The following is a 15011-nucleotide window of genomic DNA, read 5'->3' as shown; positions in this document are numbered from 1 at the left end:
AGAGAGGATCAGGTTGAGGGGAACAAACCAGTCAGAATTCAACCACCACTTTCCCGCGCATATGCCCATCCAGCACTTTTCGGTGCGCTTCGCTGATGCTTTCGACGCTCAATCCGTGCAGCGTTTCACTGAGCGAGCTTTCCACCGCACCGTTATCTACCAGCTTCGCTACCGCATCTAAGATCTCGCCCTGACGAGCCATATCCGCTGTCTGATACATGCTGCGGGTGTACATAAATTCCCAGTGCAGTGTGGCTGATTTAGATTTCAGTTTATTTTGATCCAGAGGATGTTCGTTCTCGACGATGGTGCAGATGTGTCCCTGTGGCGCAATCAGTTCACTGACTGCGTTCCAGTGGCCATCGGTGTCGTTCAGGATAAAAATATAATCCACAAATGTGATCCCTTGTTTTGCCAGTTCACCTTTCAGATCGTGATAATTCACCACCTGATCGGCTCCACGATCGCGACACCACTGGGCGGAGTCTTCACGTGATGCCGTGGCGATCACGGTCACGTTGCTGTTGTGCTTCGCGAATGGGATCGCAAGCGATCCCACGCCACCAGCGCCGCCGATGATCAACAGTGTTTTATCCGATCCCGCATCCTGAATATTTAATCGCTCAAACAAACCTTCCCATGCTGTCAGCGCAGTTAACGGCAGAGCCGCAGCAGATGCCCAGTCGAGGGTGTTTGGCTTGTGCCCAACAATACGGGCATCAATCAGCTGATGGGTTGTGTTACTGCCGGGACGAGTAATATCTCCCGCATACCACACCTCGTCGCCAGGTTTGAACTCGGTCACACCAGCACCAACGGCTTTCACGATGCCACTGGCATCCCAGCCCAGAATGCGGGGTTCTTTGAGGCCATTTTTGACAATACCGGCATGAATCTTCGTATCAACAGGGTTGATGGAGACGGCTTTCACCTCGACCAGCAGATCGTTCTCACCCGGCTCTGGCATTGGCAGTGACAACTCAATAAACGCGGAGGGATTTTGTGGGTTGATGGCAATTGCTTTAACAGACATGGGGAACTCCTCAATAGGATGCGTTGTAGTGAGGTTAGTCTATTCAGTGACCAGTGGCGTGATAAGATGGACAATCGAGAACGAAGTGTTCGCATAAGGTGAACAATCATGTTTAAACAGCTTCAGGATATGGCACTGTTCGCGCTGGTCGCAGAAATGGGCAGTTTCACGGCGGCCGCTCAGAAAGCCGGATTGCCGAAATCCAGCGTCAGCCAGCGTATCAGCCAGCTTGAGCAGCAGGTGGGGATCCGCCTGATTAACCGTACCACGCGTAAACTCAATCTGACGTTTGCCGGAGAGCACTATCTGGTGCATTGCCGGGAAATGCTGGCTGCCAGCGAGCGCGCGGAATATGCCATTCAGCGTCTGCGGGATAACCCCAGTGGCCGGCTACGCATTACCTGCCCCGCCGGGATCGGCTCAACGCTGCTGGCACATATGAATGCGGAATTTCAGCGGCGCTACCCGGATGTTTCGCTGGATGTCAGCATCTCTGATGATGTGGTTGATCTGGTGGAAGCCGGGTTCGACGTCGCACTACGGACAGGCAAGCCGCAGGACTCATCCCTGATTGGCCGCATGATAGGTGATTGCCCGCGCTTTTTGCTGGCATCGCCCGGGTATCTGGCAAACTTTGCGGATCTTGTCCATCCCCGCCAACTGGTTGAGCATCGCTGTATTAGTCATAAAGCATGGTCTGAATGGCTCTTACAGCGTGGAAGTGAAGACTATCGCTATCTGCCGGATAATACGCATGTTACCGACAACCTGGTCTATGCGAGGGAGAGTGCCATAGCGGGGGCAGGGATCACGCTCTTACCCGCTTTTTTGCTGGAAGATAAGATTGGGAAGGGCGCGCTGGTAGAGGTATTACCGGAGTGGAATGTGGCGGGGAACGAGTTGTGGTTGGTCTACCCGAGCCGCAAACTTAACTCGCCTGCGCTGATGAGCTATATCGACTTTGCGATGCAGTTTGATGAGGTGAAGCAGTTTTACGTGGGAGGATAGCGGTACAGCCTGATGCCCTCACCGGATGCTCTCCCGACGAAAGAGAAGAAAACATAAAAAAAACGGCAACTTTCGTTGCCGTTTGCTTTTACTTGGAAATACGTTTGTACTTGATACGTTTTGGCTCCAGTGCGTCAGCCCCAAGCGTACGTTTCTTATACTCTTCGTATTCGGTGAAGTTACCTTCGAAGAACTCCACTTTACCTTCATCCTGGTAATCCAGAATGTGGGTGGCGATACGGTCAAGGAACCAACGGTCGTGCGAGATAACCATTGCGCAACCTGGGAATTCCAGCATGGCGTTTTCCAGTGCCCGCAGGGTTTCGATATCCAGGTCGTTTGTTGGTTCATCGAGCAGCAGGACGTTACCGCCAACCTGCAGCAGTTTTGCCAGATGCAGACGACCACGTTCACCACCGGACAGTTCGCCTACGCGTTTGCCCTGATCAACACCTTTAAAGTTAAAGCGGCCAACGTAGGCACGGCTTGGCATTTCGGTGTTGCCGATACGCATGATGTCCAGACCGCCAGACACTTCTTCCCATACGGTTTTGCTGTTGTCCATCGCATCACGGAACTGGTCAACGGAGGCCAGTTTCACAGTTTCGCCCAGGGTAATAGTGCCACTATCAGGCTGCTCCTGGCCAGACATCATGCGGAACAGGGTCGATTTACCTGCGCCGTTAGGGCCGATAATCCCGACGATAGCGCCTTTCGGTACGGAGAAGCTCAGGTCGTCAATCAGCACGCGATCGCCATAGGATTTACACAGATTGCTGACTTCAACGACTTTATCGCCCAGACGAGCTCCAGGTGGAATAAACAGTTCGTTGGTTTCGTTACGTTTCTGGTATTCGGTGTTGTTCAGCTCTTCGAAGCGTGCCAGACGGGCTTTGCCCTTAGACTGACGGCCTTTTGCGCCCTGACGAACCCACTCCAGCTCTTTCTCGATAGATTTACGACGAGCCGCTTCCTGAGAAGCTTCCTGCGCCAGACGCTGATCTTTCTGCTCAAGCCAGGACGAGTAGTTACCTTCCCACGGAATACCTTCACCACGGTCCAGCTCCAGGATCCAGCCAGCCACGTTATCGAGGAAGTAACGGTCGTGGGTAATTGCCACAACGGTCCCTTCGAAATCGTGCAGGAAACGTTCCAGCCATGCCACTGATTCTGCATCCAGGTGGTTGGTTGGTTCATCGAGCAGCAGCATGTCTGGTTTTTCCAGCAGCAGACGGCACAGCGCGACGCGGCGGCGTTCACCACCGGAGAGTTTCTCGATTTTGGCATCCCAGTCAGGCAGGCGCAGGGCATCAGCTGCACGCTCCAGTTGCACGTTCAGGTTGTGACCGTCGTGCGCCTGGATGATCTCTTCAAATTTGCCTTGTTGCGCCGCGAGCTTGTCGAAGTCAGCATCAGGCTCGGCGTACTTCGCGTACACTTCATCCAGACCTTTCAGTGCGTTAACCACTTCAGAAACGGCTTCTTCAACGGATTCACGCACGGTATGTTCCGGGTTCAGCCTGGGTTCCTGCGGCAGGTAACCGATCTTGATACCGGGCTGCGGACGTGCTTCACCTTCGATGTCTGTATCGATGCCGGCCATGATGCGCAGCAGGGTGGACTTACCGGCACCGTTGAGACCCAGAACACCGATTTTTGCGCCCGGGAAGAAGCTCAGCGAGATATTTTTGAGAATATGACGTTTCGGCGGAACCACTTTGCCGACACGATGCATGGTATAAACGAATTGAGCCACGTTGGACTTCGCCTCTTTTATCGTGATGAGAATAGATAACAGCTGCGAAGTGTAGCCTTTTTCAGCGCCTAATCCCAGCCAGGAACACCGGGAGTGTTAAAACGCGCAAGAAAGGTAAAAAAGTGTCCACAACGTGGCGCGTTGAAGGATGCCTGGTTAGCATAAGTTAAGTAGACTTTGATGCGGCAAGACGCTGCAATTGACGAAAAAAAACAATGAGGAAGAGCTTGTGGAAAGAGCCAAACAGGTGGTCTGGCGTCTGCTGGCTGCCAGCGTATGTGTGCTGACGATAAGCCATGCGGCGCACGCCGATTCACTGGATGAACAACGTAACCGCTACGCGCAAATTAAGCAGGCGTGGGACAATAAGCAGATGGATACCGTTCAGGCACTGATGCCGACGTTAAAAGATTATCCTCTGTATCCGTATCTGGAATACCGCCAGATCACAGATGATCTGATGAATCAAACGACGATCGCTGTTAATCAATTTATTCAGGCCAACCCGACACTGCCGCCTGCGCGAACGCTGCAATCGCGTTTTGTGAACGAGCTGGCGCGCCGCGAAGACTGGCGTGGACTGCTGGCCTTCAGCCCGGAAAAACCCAATACCACCGAAGCACAGTGTAACTTTTACTACGCCAAATGGGCCACAGGGCAGCAAGAAGAGGCGTGGAGTGGCGCTAAAGACCTGTGGTTAACCGGGAAAAATCAGCCTAATGCCTGTGATTCGCTGTTCGGTGCATGGCGTGCCTCCGGCAAGCAAGATCCGCTGGCCTACCTGGAACGCATTCGGCTGGCGATGAAGGCCGGAAATACCCGGCTGGTAACGGCGCTGGCGGGGCAGATGCCGTCAGATTACCAAACCATCTCCTCTGCCATTATCCAGCTGGCAAATGATCCTAACTCTGTGCTGACTTTTGCACGTTCGGTTGCCGCAACTGATTTTTCGCGTCAGATGGCCGCAGTGGCCTTCACCAGTGTTGCGCGTGATGATGTGGAAAATGCACGGCTGATGATCCCACAATTGGTACAGGTACAGCAGCTTAACGAGGATCAGACTCAGGAACTGCGCGATATAGTGGCGTGGCGGCTGATGGGCACGGACGTGACCGACGAGCAGGCACGCTGGCGTGATGATGCGGTGATGCGTTCCAGTTCCACTTCGCTGGTAGAGCGCCGCGTACGTATGGCGCTGGGCAGCGGCGATCGTCGCGGGCTTAATACCTGGCTTGCGCGTCTTCCTATGGAAGCTAAAGAAAAAGATGAATGGCGCTACTGGCAGGCCGACCTGCTGCTGGAGCGTGGCCGTGATGACGAAGCTAAAGAGATCCTCCATTCACTGATGCAGCAGCGCGGGTTCTACCCAATGGCTGCCGCGCAGCGTCTGGGTGAAGAGTATACTTTCCGGATTGATAAAGCACCGGCCAACGCCAGCCCCGCATTGACACAAGGCCCGGAGATGGCGCGCGTTCGCGAGCTGATGTACTGGAATATGGATAACACCGCGCGTAGCGAGTGGGCCAATCTGGTCACCAGCCGTACTACGGATGAAAAAGCCCAGTTGGCGCGTTATGCCTTTGATAACCACTGGTGGGATCTAAGCGTGCAGGCGACGATCGCCGGGAAGTTGTGGGATCATCTCGAAGAACGTTTCCCGCTAGCCTATAAAGACCTTTTCGATCGCTATACCAGTGGCAAAGATATTCCGCAAAGCTATGCCATGGCGATTGCCCGTCAGGAGAGCGCCTGGAACCCGAAAGTTCGCTCTCCGGTAGGGGCCAGCGGCCTGATGCAGATCATGCCTGGCACAGCGACGCATACAGTGAAGATGTTCAATATTCCAGGGTACAGCAGTCCATCACAGTTGCTTGACCCGGATACCAATATCAACATTGGTACGAGCTACTTGCAGTATGTTTATCAGCAGTTTGGTAATAACCGCATCTTCTCCTCTGCGGCATACAATGCGGGTCCTGGACGTGTTCGTACCTGGCTCGGCAACAGTGCTGGACGTATTGATGCAGTGGCGTTTGTGGAGAGTATTCCCTTCTCCGAAACGCGCGGATATGTGAAGAACGTACTGGCTTATGACGCGTACTATCGCTACTTCATGGGGCAAAAGGATACCCTGATGAGCGATGCTGAGTGGCAGAGACGTTACTGATCGGCGTGGGTTGTGTTATGCTGTACTCGCTAAAGAGTACAACAGGCGGCATAACATGACCCAGCATTCCCCTTATTCATCGGCGATGGCCGAGCAACGCAATCAGGAGTGGCTTCGTTTCGTGGAGTTGCTCCGTCAGTCTTACGATCAGGATTTGCATCTACCTCTGTTGCAACTGATGCTCACGCCCGACGAGCGTGAAGCGTTGGGGACACGCGTTAGGATCATCGAAGAGTTATTGCGCGGTGAAATGAGCCAGCGCGAGCTGAAAAATGAGCTTGGCGCGGGTATTGCGACGATTACCCGCGGTTCAAACAGCCTGAAATCCGCCCCTGTCGAGTTACGTCAGTGGCTGGAATCGGTGTTGTTGGATATTCAGCGGTAAATCGCGTTATGGAACGGGCTTAAGGCCAGGATCACTGCCTGATGGTAGACGCTTGAGCGTGTCAGCGTACCGGCAGTAAAGACACCAATCGCGCCTTCTTTACGGCCAATCTCATCGATGCCGGTGTATTGTGACATCACCGGCCCGAGAGCTTCACCTTCACGCACTTTTTCCAGGATAACCTTCGGTAACGGCAGTGTAGCCGAACGAGCTTCGCCGCGCTGTTCACGGCTTTCAATGACCACCCAGCTAAATGTTGCGCCGTCGTCGATACCTGCTTCAATCGCAACCCAAAAATCGGCCTGAGGGCAAGCGGTCTTTGCATTCGCAACACGATTTCGTGCGCCAGCACGCGTTTCCTCGCTTCCAAACGGCTGTTCAGGAACGCCACTCTCGACGGCTATAGCGTCAATATGGCAGGATCCTTCGCCGAAGATCTCATCAAATGCCCTTAGAATTGCCTGAATTTTGGCAGGATTAGTGGTAGCTGAGACAACATGGTGCATAATTAAGCTCGATTCAAAAAAAACTCATCGCAGTATAACGGAAAAAAAGCATGTTACAGGTATACCTTGTTCGCCACGGTGAAACCCAGTGGAACGCCGAGCGACGTATTCAAGGCCAATCAGACAGTCCTCTCACCGAAAAGGGTGAGCAACAAGCATGGCAAGTGGCAGAGCGTGCCAGAACATTGGGGATCACTCACGTGATTTCCAGTGATTTAGGTCGTACACAGCAGACTGCGCGCATTATCGCTGATGCCTGTGGTTGCGATGTAGTGCTTGACCCACGCCTTCGCGAACTGGATATGGGCGTGCTGGAAAAACGCCACATCGATTCTTTGACGGAAAAGGAAGAAGGCTGGCGTCGTACGCTGGTAAACGGTACGGAAGACGGTCGTATTCCTGAAGGTGAGTCAATGCAGGAGCTGAGCGTGCGCGTTCATGCTGCGCTGGAAGAGTGCCTGAAGCTTCCGGCAGGAAGCCGTCCGTTGTTAGTCAGCCACGGTATTGCGCTGGGTTGTCTGGTCAGCACCATCCTGGGCCTTCCTGCGTATGCGGAGCGCCGTCTGCGTCTGCGTAACTGCTCTCTTTCCCGTATCGACTATCAGGAAAGCCAGTGGCTGGCGTCAGGATGGGTTGTGGAAATGGCAGGGGACATTTCGCATCTCGATGCCCCTGCGCTGGACGAACTGCAGCGTTAGCGGCGGACAGGGATTAAGAATTCCATCCGCAGATTGATTGGGCGTTCTTCCGGTTTAACGTCGCTTGCCGGATAGTAACGCTCAATGTCCTGACCTTTACGGCGGTTCAGCTTCAGCATTGGCATGCAGGTTCCGTATACGGTCAGGATAAACTCCTGAACACCGGTTCCCAGCCCTTCGTAGGTGAACATGACGTAATCGCCACCTTCCAGCACGACCGGTTTTGCCCCCTGGATATAGCCGTTGGCCATTTCCGGCGTTAACGCCGTGGTGTAGAACACCTCTTGTTCGTCGTCTTTTTCCTGGCTTGGATGCGTTTCATTCAGACCGTACAGCAACGGTGGGATGGCGGGCGCATGGCTCAGGAAATCGCGCCAGAACTGAACACGCATTTGGTGACGGAACTCGGAAATCTGCTCCAGAGAACAGGCATAACTTTGCGTCGTGCCGATCAGGTGGGTTTCAGGCAGCGTGATAATTTCATGTTTTGGCATCGCAAATTCACCGAGTCGCAGCGGCGGGCGCATACCAAATGAGCTCCAGTCTGGCGCACGGCGGTAGAGCGCTGGCGTCAATGAAAACTGTTTTTTAAAGGCTCGGGTGAAGGTTTGCTGTGAATCAAAACGGTATTGCAGAGCAATATCCAGAATCGGACGCGCAGTAAGCCGCAACGCAACTGCGGATTTCGAAAGGCGACGTGCGCGAATATAAGCACCGATAGCATGTCCAGTGACATCCTTGAACATCCTTTGTAAATGCCACTTGGAATAGCCTGCTTTTGCCGCCACATTATCCAGTGACAAAGGCTGGTCAAGATGACCTTCCAGCCAGGTAAGCAGGTCGCGAATAATTCCAGCCTGATCCATATACTATCCTCATCCTTAAAACAGCAGATACCTGATATCAGGTTAGCGGATAATAGCATTTTTTGATGTTTTAGCATTCGGTGTTTTTTTTGTGCATTAATGCTTTTTGCAGCACATTATGGACCTTTATTTTCTAATCCTGTGATCTTGCTACATTTTTGTCTAACGTGTTGAATAATCGCTCACTGTAATTTTAAAGAATGGTAACAATATGAAATACAAGACATTGATCTTCACCGCTCTGTTGCTGATGGTTGGCCGTATGGCACAGGCGGAACAAATCGGTTCCGTTGATACCGTGTTCAAAATGTTCGGCCCTGACCACAAGATTGTGGTCGAAGCGTTCGACGATCCTGATGTGAAAAACGTCACCTGCTACATCAGCCGCGCAAAAACGGGCGGTATCAAAGGTGGATTGGGGCTGGCTGAGGACACCTCCGACGCGGCGATTTCCTGTCAGCAGGTGGGGCCGGTTGAATTGAGTGACAAAATCAAAAACGGCAAAGCGCAGGGGGACGTGGTATTCCAGAAACGGACCTCGTTAGTGTTCAAGAAACTGCAGGTCGTGCGCTTCTATGATGCGACACGCAACACGCTCGCCTATCTGGCGTATTCCGACAAAGTGGTGGATGGCTCACCCAAAAATGCGCTCAGCGCCGTACCGATTATGCCGTGGCGCTAACTCAGGGATGAACCATGCAGCAACCGTTGATTTGGCTGGTTGAAGACGAAATCAGTATTGCGGAGACGCTTATCTACATGCTTCAACAGGAAGGTTTTGCGGTGAAGGCGTTTGAACGCGGCTTACCCGTACTGGAGGATGCGCGTCGGCAGATGCCTGCGCTGGCCATTCTGGATGTAGGACTGCCTGATATCAGCGGGTTTGAGCTGTGCCGTCAGTTGCTGGCGCAACATCCCTCACTGCCGGTGCTGTTCCTGACGGCTCGCAGTGATGAAGTGGATAAGCTGCTTGGTCTGGAAATCGGGGCTGATGATTATGTGGCGAAGCCTTTTTCCCCGCGCGAAGTCTGTGCGCGAGTGAGGACGATTTTACGGCGGATGCAGAAGTCAGCCGCGCCTTCGGATATCGTTCGTATCGGGGAGTTTGAGTTGAACGAACCCGCCGCCCGCATTAGCTGGTATGGGGAAGCGTTATCCCTCACGCGCTACGAGTTCCTGTTGCTCAAAACATTGCTGCTTGCACCGGGGCGCGTATTTTCACGTCAGCAGTTAATGGACAAAGTGTGGGGAGACGAAGGCGACAGCTTTGATCGGACGGTTGATACCCATATTAAAACCCTGCGCGCGAAACTGCGTGCGGTGAATAACGAACTCTCTCCCATCAGTACGCATCGCGGGATGGGATATAGCCTGGGGCTGTACTAATGCGCATTGGGATGCGGTTGCTATTGGGCTATTTCCTGATCGTGGCGATCGCCGCCTGGTTTGTGCTGTCGATCTTTGTTCAGGAGGTTAAACCCGGCGTACGCAGGGCAACAGAAGGGACATTGATCGACACTGCGACGTTGCTGGCGGAGGTTGGACGCGATGATTTGCTCTCCGGCGATCCGCTACACGGGCGTGTGGCACAGGCTTTTTCGCAACTCCATCAGCGGCCTTTTCGCGCCAATATCAGCGGCATCCATAAAGTGCGCAATGAGTACCACGTTTACATGACCGATGCACAGGGGCGGGTTGTATTTGATTCTGCGGGGCTTGCGGTAGGCGATGACTACTCTCGCTGGAACGATGTCTGGCTGACGTTGCGTGGGGAATACGGTGCGCGCAGTACCCAGCGCCACCCTGATGATCCGGAAAGCACAGTGATGTATGTTGCTGCGCCAATTGTGGACCAGGGCAAAATTATTGGTGTGCTATCGGTAGGGAAACCCAATAGCGCCATGGCGCCGGTTATCCACCGTAGTGAACGTCGCATTTTGTGGGCGGGTGGAGCACTGCTGGGGATTGCGTTACTGATTGGGCTGGTGGTGGCAGGGTGGATTAATCGCTCGATCAGCACGTTGTCTCGTTACGCGGATTCGGTAACCCATGACGCGCCTTTGCCGCTGCCGGATCCTGGCAGCAGTGAACTGCGGAAGCTGGCGCAGGCTCTGGAGAATATGCGTATTCGCCTGGAAGGGAAGAACTACATCGAACACTATGTTCATTCGCTGACTCACGAGCTGAAAAGCCCGCTTGCAGCCATTCGCGGGGCGGCAGAAATTCTGGCGGAGCAGCCGCCTCCTCAGGTAGCTGCGCGGTTTATCGATAACATACTGGTGCAAAATGCGCGTATGCAGTCGTTAGTGGAAAAGCTGCTTGCTCAGGCGCGGCTTGAGAATAGAGTGGATATCGTTCCCGTCACGCTGGATGTGGCGATGCTTTTTACGCGGCTTACCGATGCGCGATCTGCGATCTTGTCCGCCAAAAACATCATGCTGACCTGCCAGTCCGCGCAGTGCCATGTTACGGGGGATGTTGATCTGCTGGAACAAGCGCTGGGGAATTTGCTCGATAATGCGATTGACTTTACACCGCAAGGTGGCGCGATAGCGCTTGCTGCTCACGAGGAGAAACAGCGGGTAAGGCTCAGTGTAACCGACACGGGCAGTGGGATCCCGGATTATGCCCTTGCGCGTATTTTTGAGCGTTTTTACTCGCTTCCGCGTGATAACGGCCTGAAGAGCAGTGGGCTTGGGTTGGCCTTTGTGCAGGAAGTTGCGCGTCTGCACCAGGGCGAGATTACGTTGCAAAACAGGGATGAAGGCGGTGTGATAGCCACGCTGACACTTCACCGTCCCTTCACATAACTTCAAACTGACCCCACACTGCGGCGTTACGATCTCCTTATTACAAAGGAGACGTAAAGATGAAATCCCCCCTGTTCTGGAAAGTCAGCACCCTTTTAGGGTGCATCCTGCTCTTATTAATCCCGCTGTTTATGGTCAGTAATTTGATTTCGGAGCGGGTGAGCTACCGCAACGATGTTGAAAATACGCTTCGCCAAAGCACCAGTGGCCCACAACAGCTCGTTGGCCCGTTGATTGCCATTCCGGTAACGGAGATTTACTACAAGATTGAGGAAAAGAAAAAGGTTGAGTACAAACGGAGTTACCTCCATTTTCTGTTACCAGACACGTTACTTATTGAAGGTAATCAGCGTGTTGAATCACGAAGTATCGGGATTTACGACGGACAGATCTGGAATAACGAGCTGAGTATAAAAGCGCAGTTTACTACCGAAAAACTGGCGCAACTCAAAGGCGAAACGATAACCCTGGGACAACCCTTTATTACGGTAGGCGTGGGGGATGCGCGAGGAATTGGCGCGGTTAATGTGTCGAAGATCGGCGATGAGACTTTAGTCGTGGAGCCTGGCTCGGGAGTGTCAGGGCAATTGCCCGGTGTGCATATTCCGCTGACCAGCAAAGTGATGGCCTCGAAAACATTCGCCCTGGATATGACGCTCAATCTGGCGGGAACCGGCAGTTTCTCTGTGGTTCCGGTGGGCCGTAGCAGCGAACTTACTCTCAATAGTAACTGGCCACATCCGGGCTTTATGGGAGACTACCTGCCTGTTAAACACCAAATCAGTGCATCGGGTTTTCAGGCTCACTGGCAGAGTAGCTGGTTTGCCAACAATCTGGAAAGCCAGTTCAGTGATGGGGAAATACCGGAATGGCATGCGATCCCGGCATTTAGCGTGACGGTCGCGACGCCTGCCGACCAGTACCAACTGACTGACCGCGCAATTAAGTACGCGATTTTACTTATCACCCTGACCTTTATGGCCTTCTTTGTCTTTGAAACCTTAACCGGGCTGCGCCTTCATCCGATGCAGTATCTTCTGGTGGGCTTGTCGCTGGTGCTGTTTTATCTGGTGTTGCTGGCGTTGTCAGAGCATGTCGGATTCACAAAGGCCTGGATTACGGCCAGTCTCGTCGGGGTGTTGATGAATGGAGTCTATCTGCAGGCGGTATTAAAGAGCGGGAAGCGAAGCGGTATGTTTGTTCTGGCGCTACTGGGGCTGGACGTGGTGATGTGGTTCCTGCTCCGTTCCGAGGATAGCGCGTTACTGCTGGGCTCTGCGGTTCTGGCACTGGCCTTGTTTACGGTGATGTACCTGACCCGCCATTTTGACTGGTATTCACTTTCTCAGGCTAAACGTGCGGTTCCACCGACGGACGTGGATAATGATGCTATGCGGATTTGGAAATAAAAAAAACGGCGCAAAAGCGCCGTTTTTTAATGCGTTGAGGGGGGGGGATTATTCCTGCAGATCGCCGCAGAAACGATAGCCTTCACCATGAATAGTGGCGATGATTTCCGGCGTATCCGGCGTAGATTCGAAATGTTTACGAATACGACGAATGGTGACGTCCACGGTACGGTCGTGTGGCTTCAGCTCGCGACCGGTCATTTTCTTCAGCAGCTCTGCGCGGGACTGAATTTTGCCCGGATTTTCGCAGAAGTGCAGCATGGCGCGGAATTCACTGCGGGGCAGTTTGTACTGCTCACCGTTCGGGCTAATCAGCGACCGGCTATTGATATCAAGTTCCCAGCCGTTGAATTTGTAGCTGTCTACGCTACGACGCTCTTCGCTGACCGTGCCCAAATTCATGGTGCGGGACAGCAGGTTACGTGCACGAATGGTTAATTCGCGAGGATTAAACGGTTTGGTGATATAGTCATCCGCGCCGATTTCCAGACCAAGAATTTTATCAACTTCGTTATCACGGCCTGTCAGGAACATTAATGCGACGTTCGCCTGTTCACGCAGTTCGCGCGCCAGAAGAAGGCCGTTTTTCCCAGGCAAGTTGATGTCCATAATGACCAGGTTAATATCATTTTCAGAAAGGATCTGATGCATTTCTGCGCCATCGGTCGCTTCAAAGACATCGTAGCCTTCTGCTTCGAAAATGCTCTTTAACGTGTTGCGTGTTACCAACTCGTCTTCAACGATAAGAATGTGCGGGGTCTGCATGTTTGCTACCTAAATTGCCAACTAAATCGAAACAGGAAGTACAAAAGTCCCTGACCTGCCTGATGCATGTCGCAAATTAACATGACCGGCCTAACGTGACTAAAGTACGTAATTGCGTTCTTGATGCACTTTCCATCAACGTCAACAACATCATTAGCTTGGTCGTGGGTACTTTCCCTCTGGACCCGACAGTGTCAAAAACGGCTGTCATCCTAACCATTTTAACAGCAACATAACAGGCTAAGTGACACCGGACACCCAATAAAACTACGCTTCGTTGACATATATCAAGTTCAATTGTAGCACGTTAACAGTTTGATGAAATCATCGTATCTGAATGCTAGCCTTTGTCACAAATTTTCAATAAACCAACTAGTTGCGGATATTGATTGATAAACATTACGAATCCAATCGGGACTTGGCATTCATACGGGTATTATCATTATTAAACATAGGGATAAGCCGTATCTATTAACATTCTAACCGATTGTTCAGTCTCAAAATAGTTTAGCGTTTTTAATTTGTTATGAAACGCTATTTCGGTGATTGGTGTTGCAAATTTGTAAATTCGTGCTGCGTAATATGTTGATGGGTATCACACTTTTACGCGCTAACTGATTAAAAAGAGAGCATAAATGCATCTGTCGATAGTGCTGGTTGCACCAGCAAGAGCAGAAAATATAGGCGCTGCGGCGCGTGCCATGAAGACCATGGGTTTTACCGATTTACGTATCGTTGACAGCGTTGCGCACCTTGAACCTGCCACGCGCTGGGTGGCTCATGGTTCCGGTGATATTCTCGATAATATAACCACTTACCGTACGCTGGCTGAGGCGTTGCATGACATATCCTTTAGCGTCGCCACCACTGCGCGGAGCCGCGCAAAGTTTCATTACTATGCGACACCTCAGGAACTGGTTCCTCTGTTGACGGAGAAAAGCCAGTGGCTGACGAAGGCGGCACTGGTTTTTGGCCGTGAAGATTCGGGGCTGACCAACGAAGAGCTGGAGCTGGCCGATGTGCTGACTGGCGTACCGATGGTGGCGGATTACCCCTCTCTGAATTTAGGGCAGGCGGTGATGGTTTATTGCTATCAATTATCATCGCTAATGCAAATTGCTTCCCCTCAGGCGATCGCCACGGATGAAAACCAATTGTCAGCTTTGCGCACGCGTGCCCAAAGTTTGTTGTCGCAACTGGGCGTTGCCGACGATCAGAAAATGGCCGACTGGTTGCATCAACGTTTGGGGCGTCTTGAGCAGCGGGATACGGCAATGTTGCACCGATTACTGCACGATATTGAAAAAAAATTGACCGAGTAAAATGTTGTCATAAGTTTTCGATATGGAGAAACCCTCTAATAACGGAGGGTGAGTCTGGAGTTTTCGGATGAAAATAAATGTGCAAGCAGCGGGTCGTGAGAGTATCCCGAATTGTGATCAAATTAAAAATTTATTGACTTAAGATGCCTAATCCTTTAACCCTAAAAGAATACAGCACAGACAGATAATAATTACAGAGTACACAACATCCATGAAACGCATCAGCATCACCACCATTACAACAACCATCATCATTACCACAGGTAACGATGCGGGCTGACGCGTA

16 protein-coding genes and 1 other annotated feature (1 of these 17 running past the window's edge) are annotated in these 15011 nt (G+C 52.2%); of the genes, 11 read left to right on the top strand and 5 right to left on the bottom strand.

Annotated elements, in window-relative coordinates; genetic code table 11:
• Positions 1 to 31 precede the first annotated feature (31 nt).
• A complete protein-coding gene (locus tag GF617_RS05670) occupies positions 32 to 1033 on the bottom strand; it encodes a zinc-binding alcohol dehydrogenase family protein (RefSeq protein WP_203451265.1) in 1002 nt (333 codons plus the stop codon).
• 108 nt (positions 1034 to 1141) lie between these two features.
• Between GF617_RS05670 and GF617_RS05665 the strand changes: the two genes are divergently transcribed.
• On the top strand, positions 1142 to 2041 hold the full coding sequence (locus GF617_RS05665) for a LysR family transcriptional regulator (protein ID WP_181622164.1): 900 nt from the start codon (positions 1142 to 1144) through the stop codon (positions 2039 to 2041).
• A gap of 88 nt (positions 2042 to 2129) precedes the next feature.
• Here the strand turns inward: GF617_RS05665 and ettA are convergent, their stop codons facing one another.
• Positions 2130 to 3797, bottom strand: coding sequence for an energy-dependent translational throttle protein EttA (gene ettA, locus GF617_RS05660; protein WP_181622165.1), 1668 nt, complete (start codon positions 3795 to 3797; stop codon positions 2130 to 2132).
• Between the two features lie 229 nt (positions 3798 to 4026).
• Between ettA and sltY the strand changes: the two genes are divergently transcribed.
• Positions 4027 to 5964: a murein transglycosylase gene (sltY, locus tag GF617_RS05655; RefSeq protein WP_203451264.1), complete on the top strand. Its 1938-nt coding sequence runs from the start codon at positions 4027 to 4029 to the stop codon at positions 5962 to 5964.
• 55 nt (positions 5965 to 6019) lie between these two features.
• On the top strand, positions 6020 to 6349 hold the full coding sequence (trpR, locus tag GF617_RS05650) for a trp operon repressor (protein ID WP_181622167.1): 330 nt from the start codon (positions 6020 to 6022) through the stop codon (positions 6347 to 6349).
• On the opposite strand, the gene yjjX is transcribed toward trpR, so the two are convergent.
• Entirely contained in the window at positions 6340 to 6855 is a 516-nt protein-coding gene (yjjX, locus tag GF617_RS05645; RefSeq protein ID WP_181622168.1) for an inosine/xanthosine triphosphatase, read from the bottom strand. The two genes, trpR and yjjX, sit on opposite strands and share 10 nt — an antisense overlap.
• 50 nt (positions 6856 to 6905) lie before the next feature.
• On the opposite strand from yjjX, the gene gpmB reads away from it, so the two are divergent.
• Positions 6906 to 7553, top strand: coding sequence for a 2,3-diphosphoglycerate-dependent phosphoglycerate mutase GpmB (gpmB, locus tag GF617_RS05640; RefSeq protein WP_181622169.1), 648 nt, complete (start codon positions 6906 to 6908; stop codon positions 7551 to 7553).
• On the opposite strand, the gene robA is transcribed toward gpmB, so the two are convergent.
• Complete coding sequence (gene robA / locus GF617_RS05635) at positions 7550 to 8419, bottom strand: MDR efflux pump AcrAB transcriptional activator RobA (protein ID WP_181622170.1); 870 nt, start codon at positions 8417 to 8419, stop codon at positions 7550 to 7552. The two genes, gpmB and robA, sit on opposite strands and share 4 nt — an antisense overlap.
• Before the next feature lie 211 nt (positions 8420 to 8630).
• On the opposite strand from robA, the gene creA reads away from it, so the two are divergent.
• From creA to creD, 4 genes are read left to right on the top strand one after another with little or no spacing between them, the layout of a single operon-like run.
• Complete coding sequence (creA, locus tag GF617_RS05630) at positions 8631 to 9101, top strand: protein CreA (RefSeq protein WP_181622171.1); 471 nt, start codon at positions 8631 to 8633, stop codon at positions 9099 to 9101.
• A 14-nt stretch (positions 9102 to 9115) separates the two neighbouring features.
• Positions 9116 to 9805: a two-component system response regulator CreB gene (gene creB, locus GF617_RS05625; RefSeq protein WP_181622172.1), complete on the top strand. Its 690-nt coding sequence runs from the start codon at positions 9116 to 9118 to the stop codon at positions 9803 to 9805.
• On the top strand, positions 9805 to 11229 hold the full coding sequence (gene creC, locus GF617_RS05620) for a two-component system sensor histidine kinase CreC (protein WP_181622173.1): 1425 nt from the start codon (positions 9805 to 9807) through the stop codon (positions 11227 to 11229). Before creB ends, creC begins: the two co-directional genes overlap by 1 nt.
• 59 nt (positions 11230 to 11288) lie before the next feature.
• Positions 11289 to 12638: a cell envelope integrity protein CreD gene (gene creD, locus GF617_RS05615; RefSeq protein WP_203451263.1), complete on the top strand. Its 1350-nt coding sequence runs from the start codon at positions 11289 to 11291 to the stop codon at positions 12636 to 12638.
• A 48-nt stretch (positions 12639 to 12686) separates the two neighbouring features.
• Here creD and arcA read toward each other — a convergent pair whose 3' ends face one another.
• Positions 12687 to 13403 carry a two-component system response regulator ArcA gene (arcA, locus tag GF617_RS05610; protein ID WP_003856501.1) on the bottom strand — a complete coding sequence of 239 codons (717 nt, stop codon included), beginning with the start codon at positions 13401 to 13403 and terminating at the stop codon, positions 12687 to 12689.
• Positions 13404 to 13498: 95 nt separating this feature from the next.
• Here arcA and yjjY point away from each other — a divergent pair, with 95 nt between their 5' ends.
• From yjjY to thrL, 3 genes are all read left to right on the top strand, one after another.
• The gene (gene yjjY / locus GF617_RS05605) at positions 13499 to 13639 is read left to right on the top strand and encodes a protein YjjY (protein ID WP_001541509.1); all 141 of its coding nucleotides are present in this window, start codon (positions 13499 to 13501) and stop codon (positions 13637 to 13639) included.
• Positions 13640 to 14038: 399 nt separating this feature from the next.
• Entirely contained in the window at positions 14039 to 14725 is a 687-nt protein-coding gene (locus GF617_RS05600) for a tRNA/rRNA methyltransferase (protein ID WP_181622175.1), read from the top strand.
• Between the two features lie 211 nt (positions 14726 to 14936).
• Entirely contained in the window at positions 14937 to 15005 is a 69-nt protein-coding gene (gene thrL, locus GF617_RS05595; protein WP_015572623.1) for a thr operon leader peptide, read from the top strand.
• Positions 14944 to 15011 (top strand) — a sequence feature (Thr leader region) (it continues 50 nt past the right edge of the window). It overlaps the preceding gene by 62 nt.

The sequence above is a fragment of the Lelliottia sp. RWM.1 genome (assembly GCF_016859735.1).
Taxonomy (GTDB): Bacteria; Pseudomonadota; Gammaproteobacteria; order Enterobacterales; family Enterobacteriaceae; genus Enterobacter.
This window is presented reverse-complemented; position numbering and strand designations above follow the sequence as displayed.

Excerpts from the sequence above, each read along its gene's own strand:
- GF617_RS05670 (WP_203451265.1), bottom strand. The coding sequence starts at position 1,033 with ATGTCTGTTAAAGCAATTGCCATCAACCCACAAAATCCCTCCGCGTTT.
- GF617_RS05665 (WP_181622164.1), top strand. The coding sequence starts at position 1,142 with ATGTTTAAACAGCTTCAGGATATGGCACTGTTCGCGCTGGTCGCAGAA.
- trpR (WP_181622167.1), top strand. The coding sequence starts at position 6,020 with ATGACCCAGCATTCCCCTTATTCATCGGCGATGGCCGAGCAACGCAAT.
- yjjX (WP_181622168.1), bottom strand. The coding sequence starts at position 6,855 with ATGCACCATGTTGTCTCAGCTACCACTAATCCTGCCAAAATTCAGGCA.
- gpmB (WP_181622169.1), top strand. The coding sequence starts at position 6,906 with ATGTTACAGGTATACCTTGTTCGCCACGGTGAAACCCAGTGGAACGCC.
- robA (WP_181622170.1), bottom strand. The coding sequence starts at position 8,419 with ATGGATCAGGCTGGAATTATTCGCGACCTGCTTACCTGGCTGGAAGGT.
- creA (WP_181622171.1), top strand. The coding sequence starts at position 8,631 with ATGAAATACAAGACATTGATCTTCACCGCTCTGTTGCTGATGGTTGGC.
- creB (WP_181622172.1), top strand. The coding sequence starts at position 9,116 with ATGCAGCAACCGTTGATTTGGCTGGTTGAAGACGAAATCAGTATTGCG.
- creC (WP_181622173.1), top strand. The coding sequence starts at position 9,805 with ATGCGCATTGGGATGCGGTTGCTATTGGGCTATTTCCTGATCGTGGCG.
- creD (WP_203451263.1), top strand. The coding sequence starts at position 11,289 with ATGAAATCCCCCCTGTTCTGGAAAGTCAGCACCCTTTTAGGGTGCATC.
- arcA (WP_003856501.1), bottom strand. The coding sequence starts at position 13,403 with ATGCAGACCCCGCACATTCTTATCGTTGAAGACGAGTTGGTAACACGC.
- GF617_RS05600 (WP_181622175.1), top strand. The coding sequence starts at position 14,039 with ATGCATCTGTCGATAGTGCTGGTTGCACCAGCAAGAGCAGAAAATATA.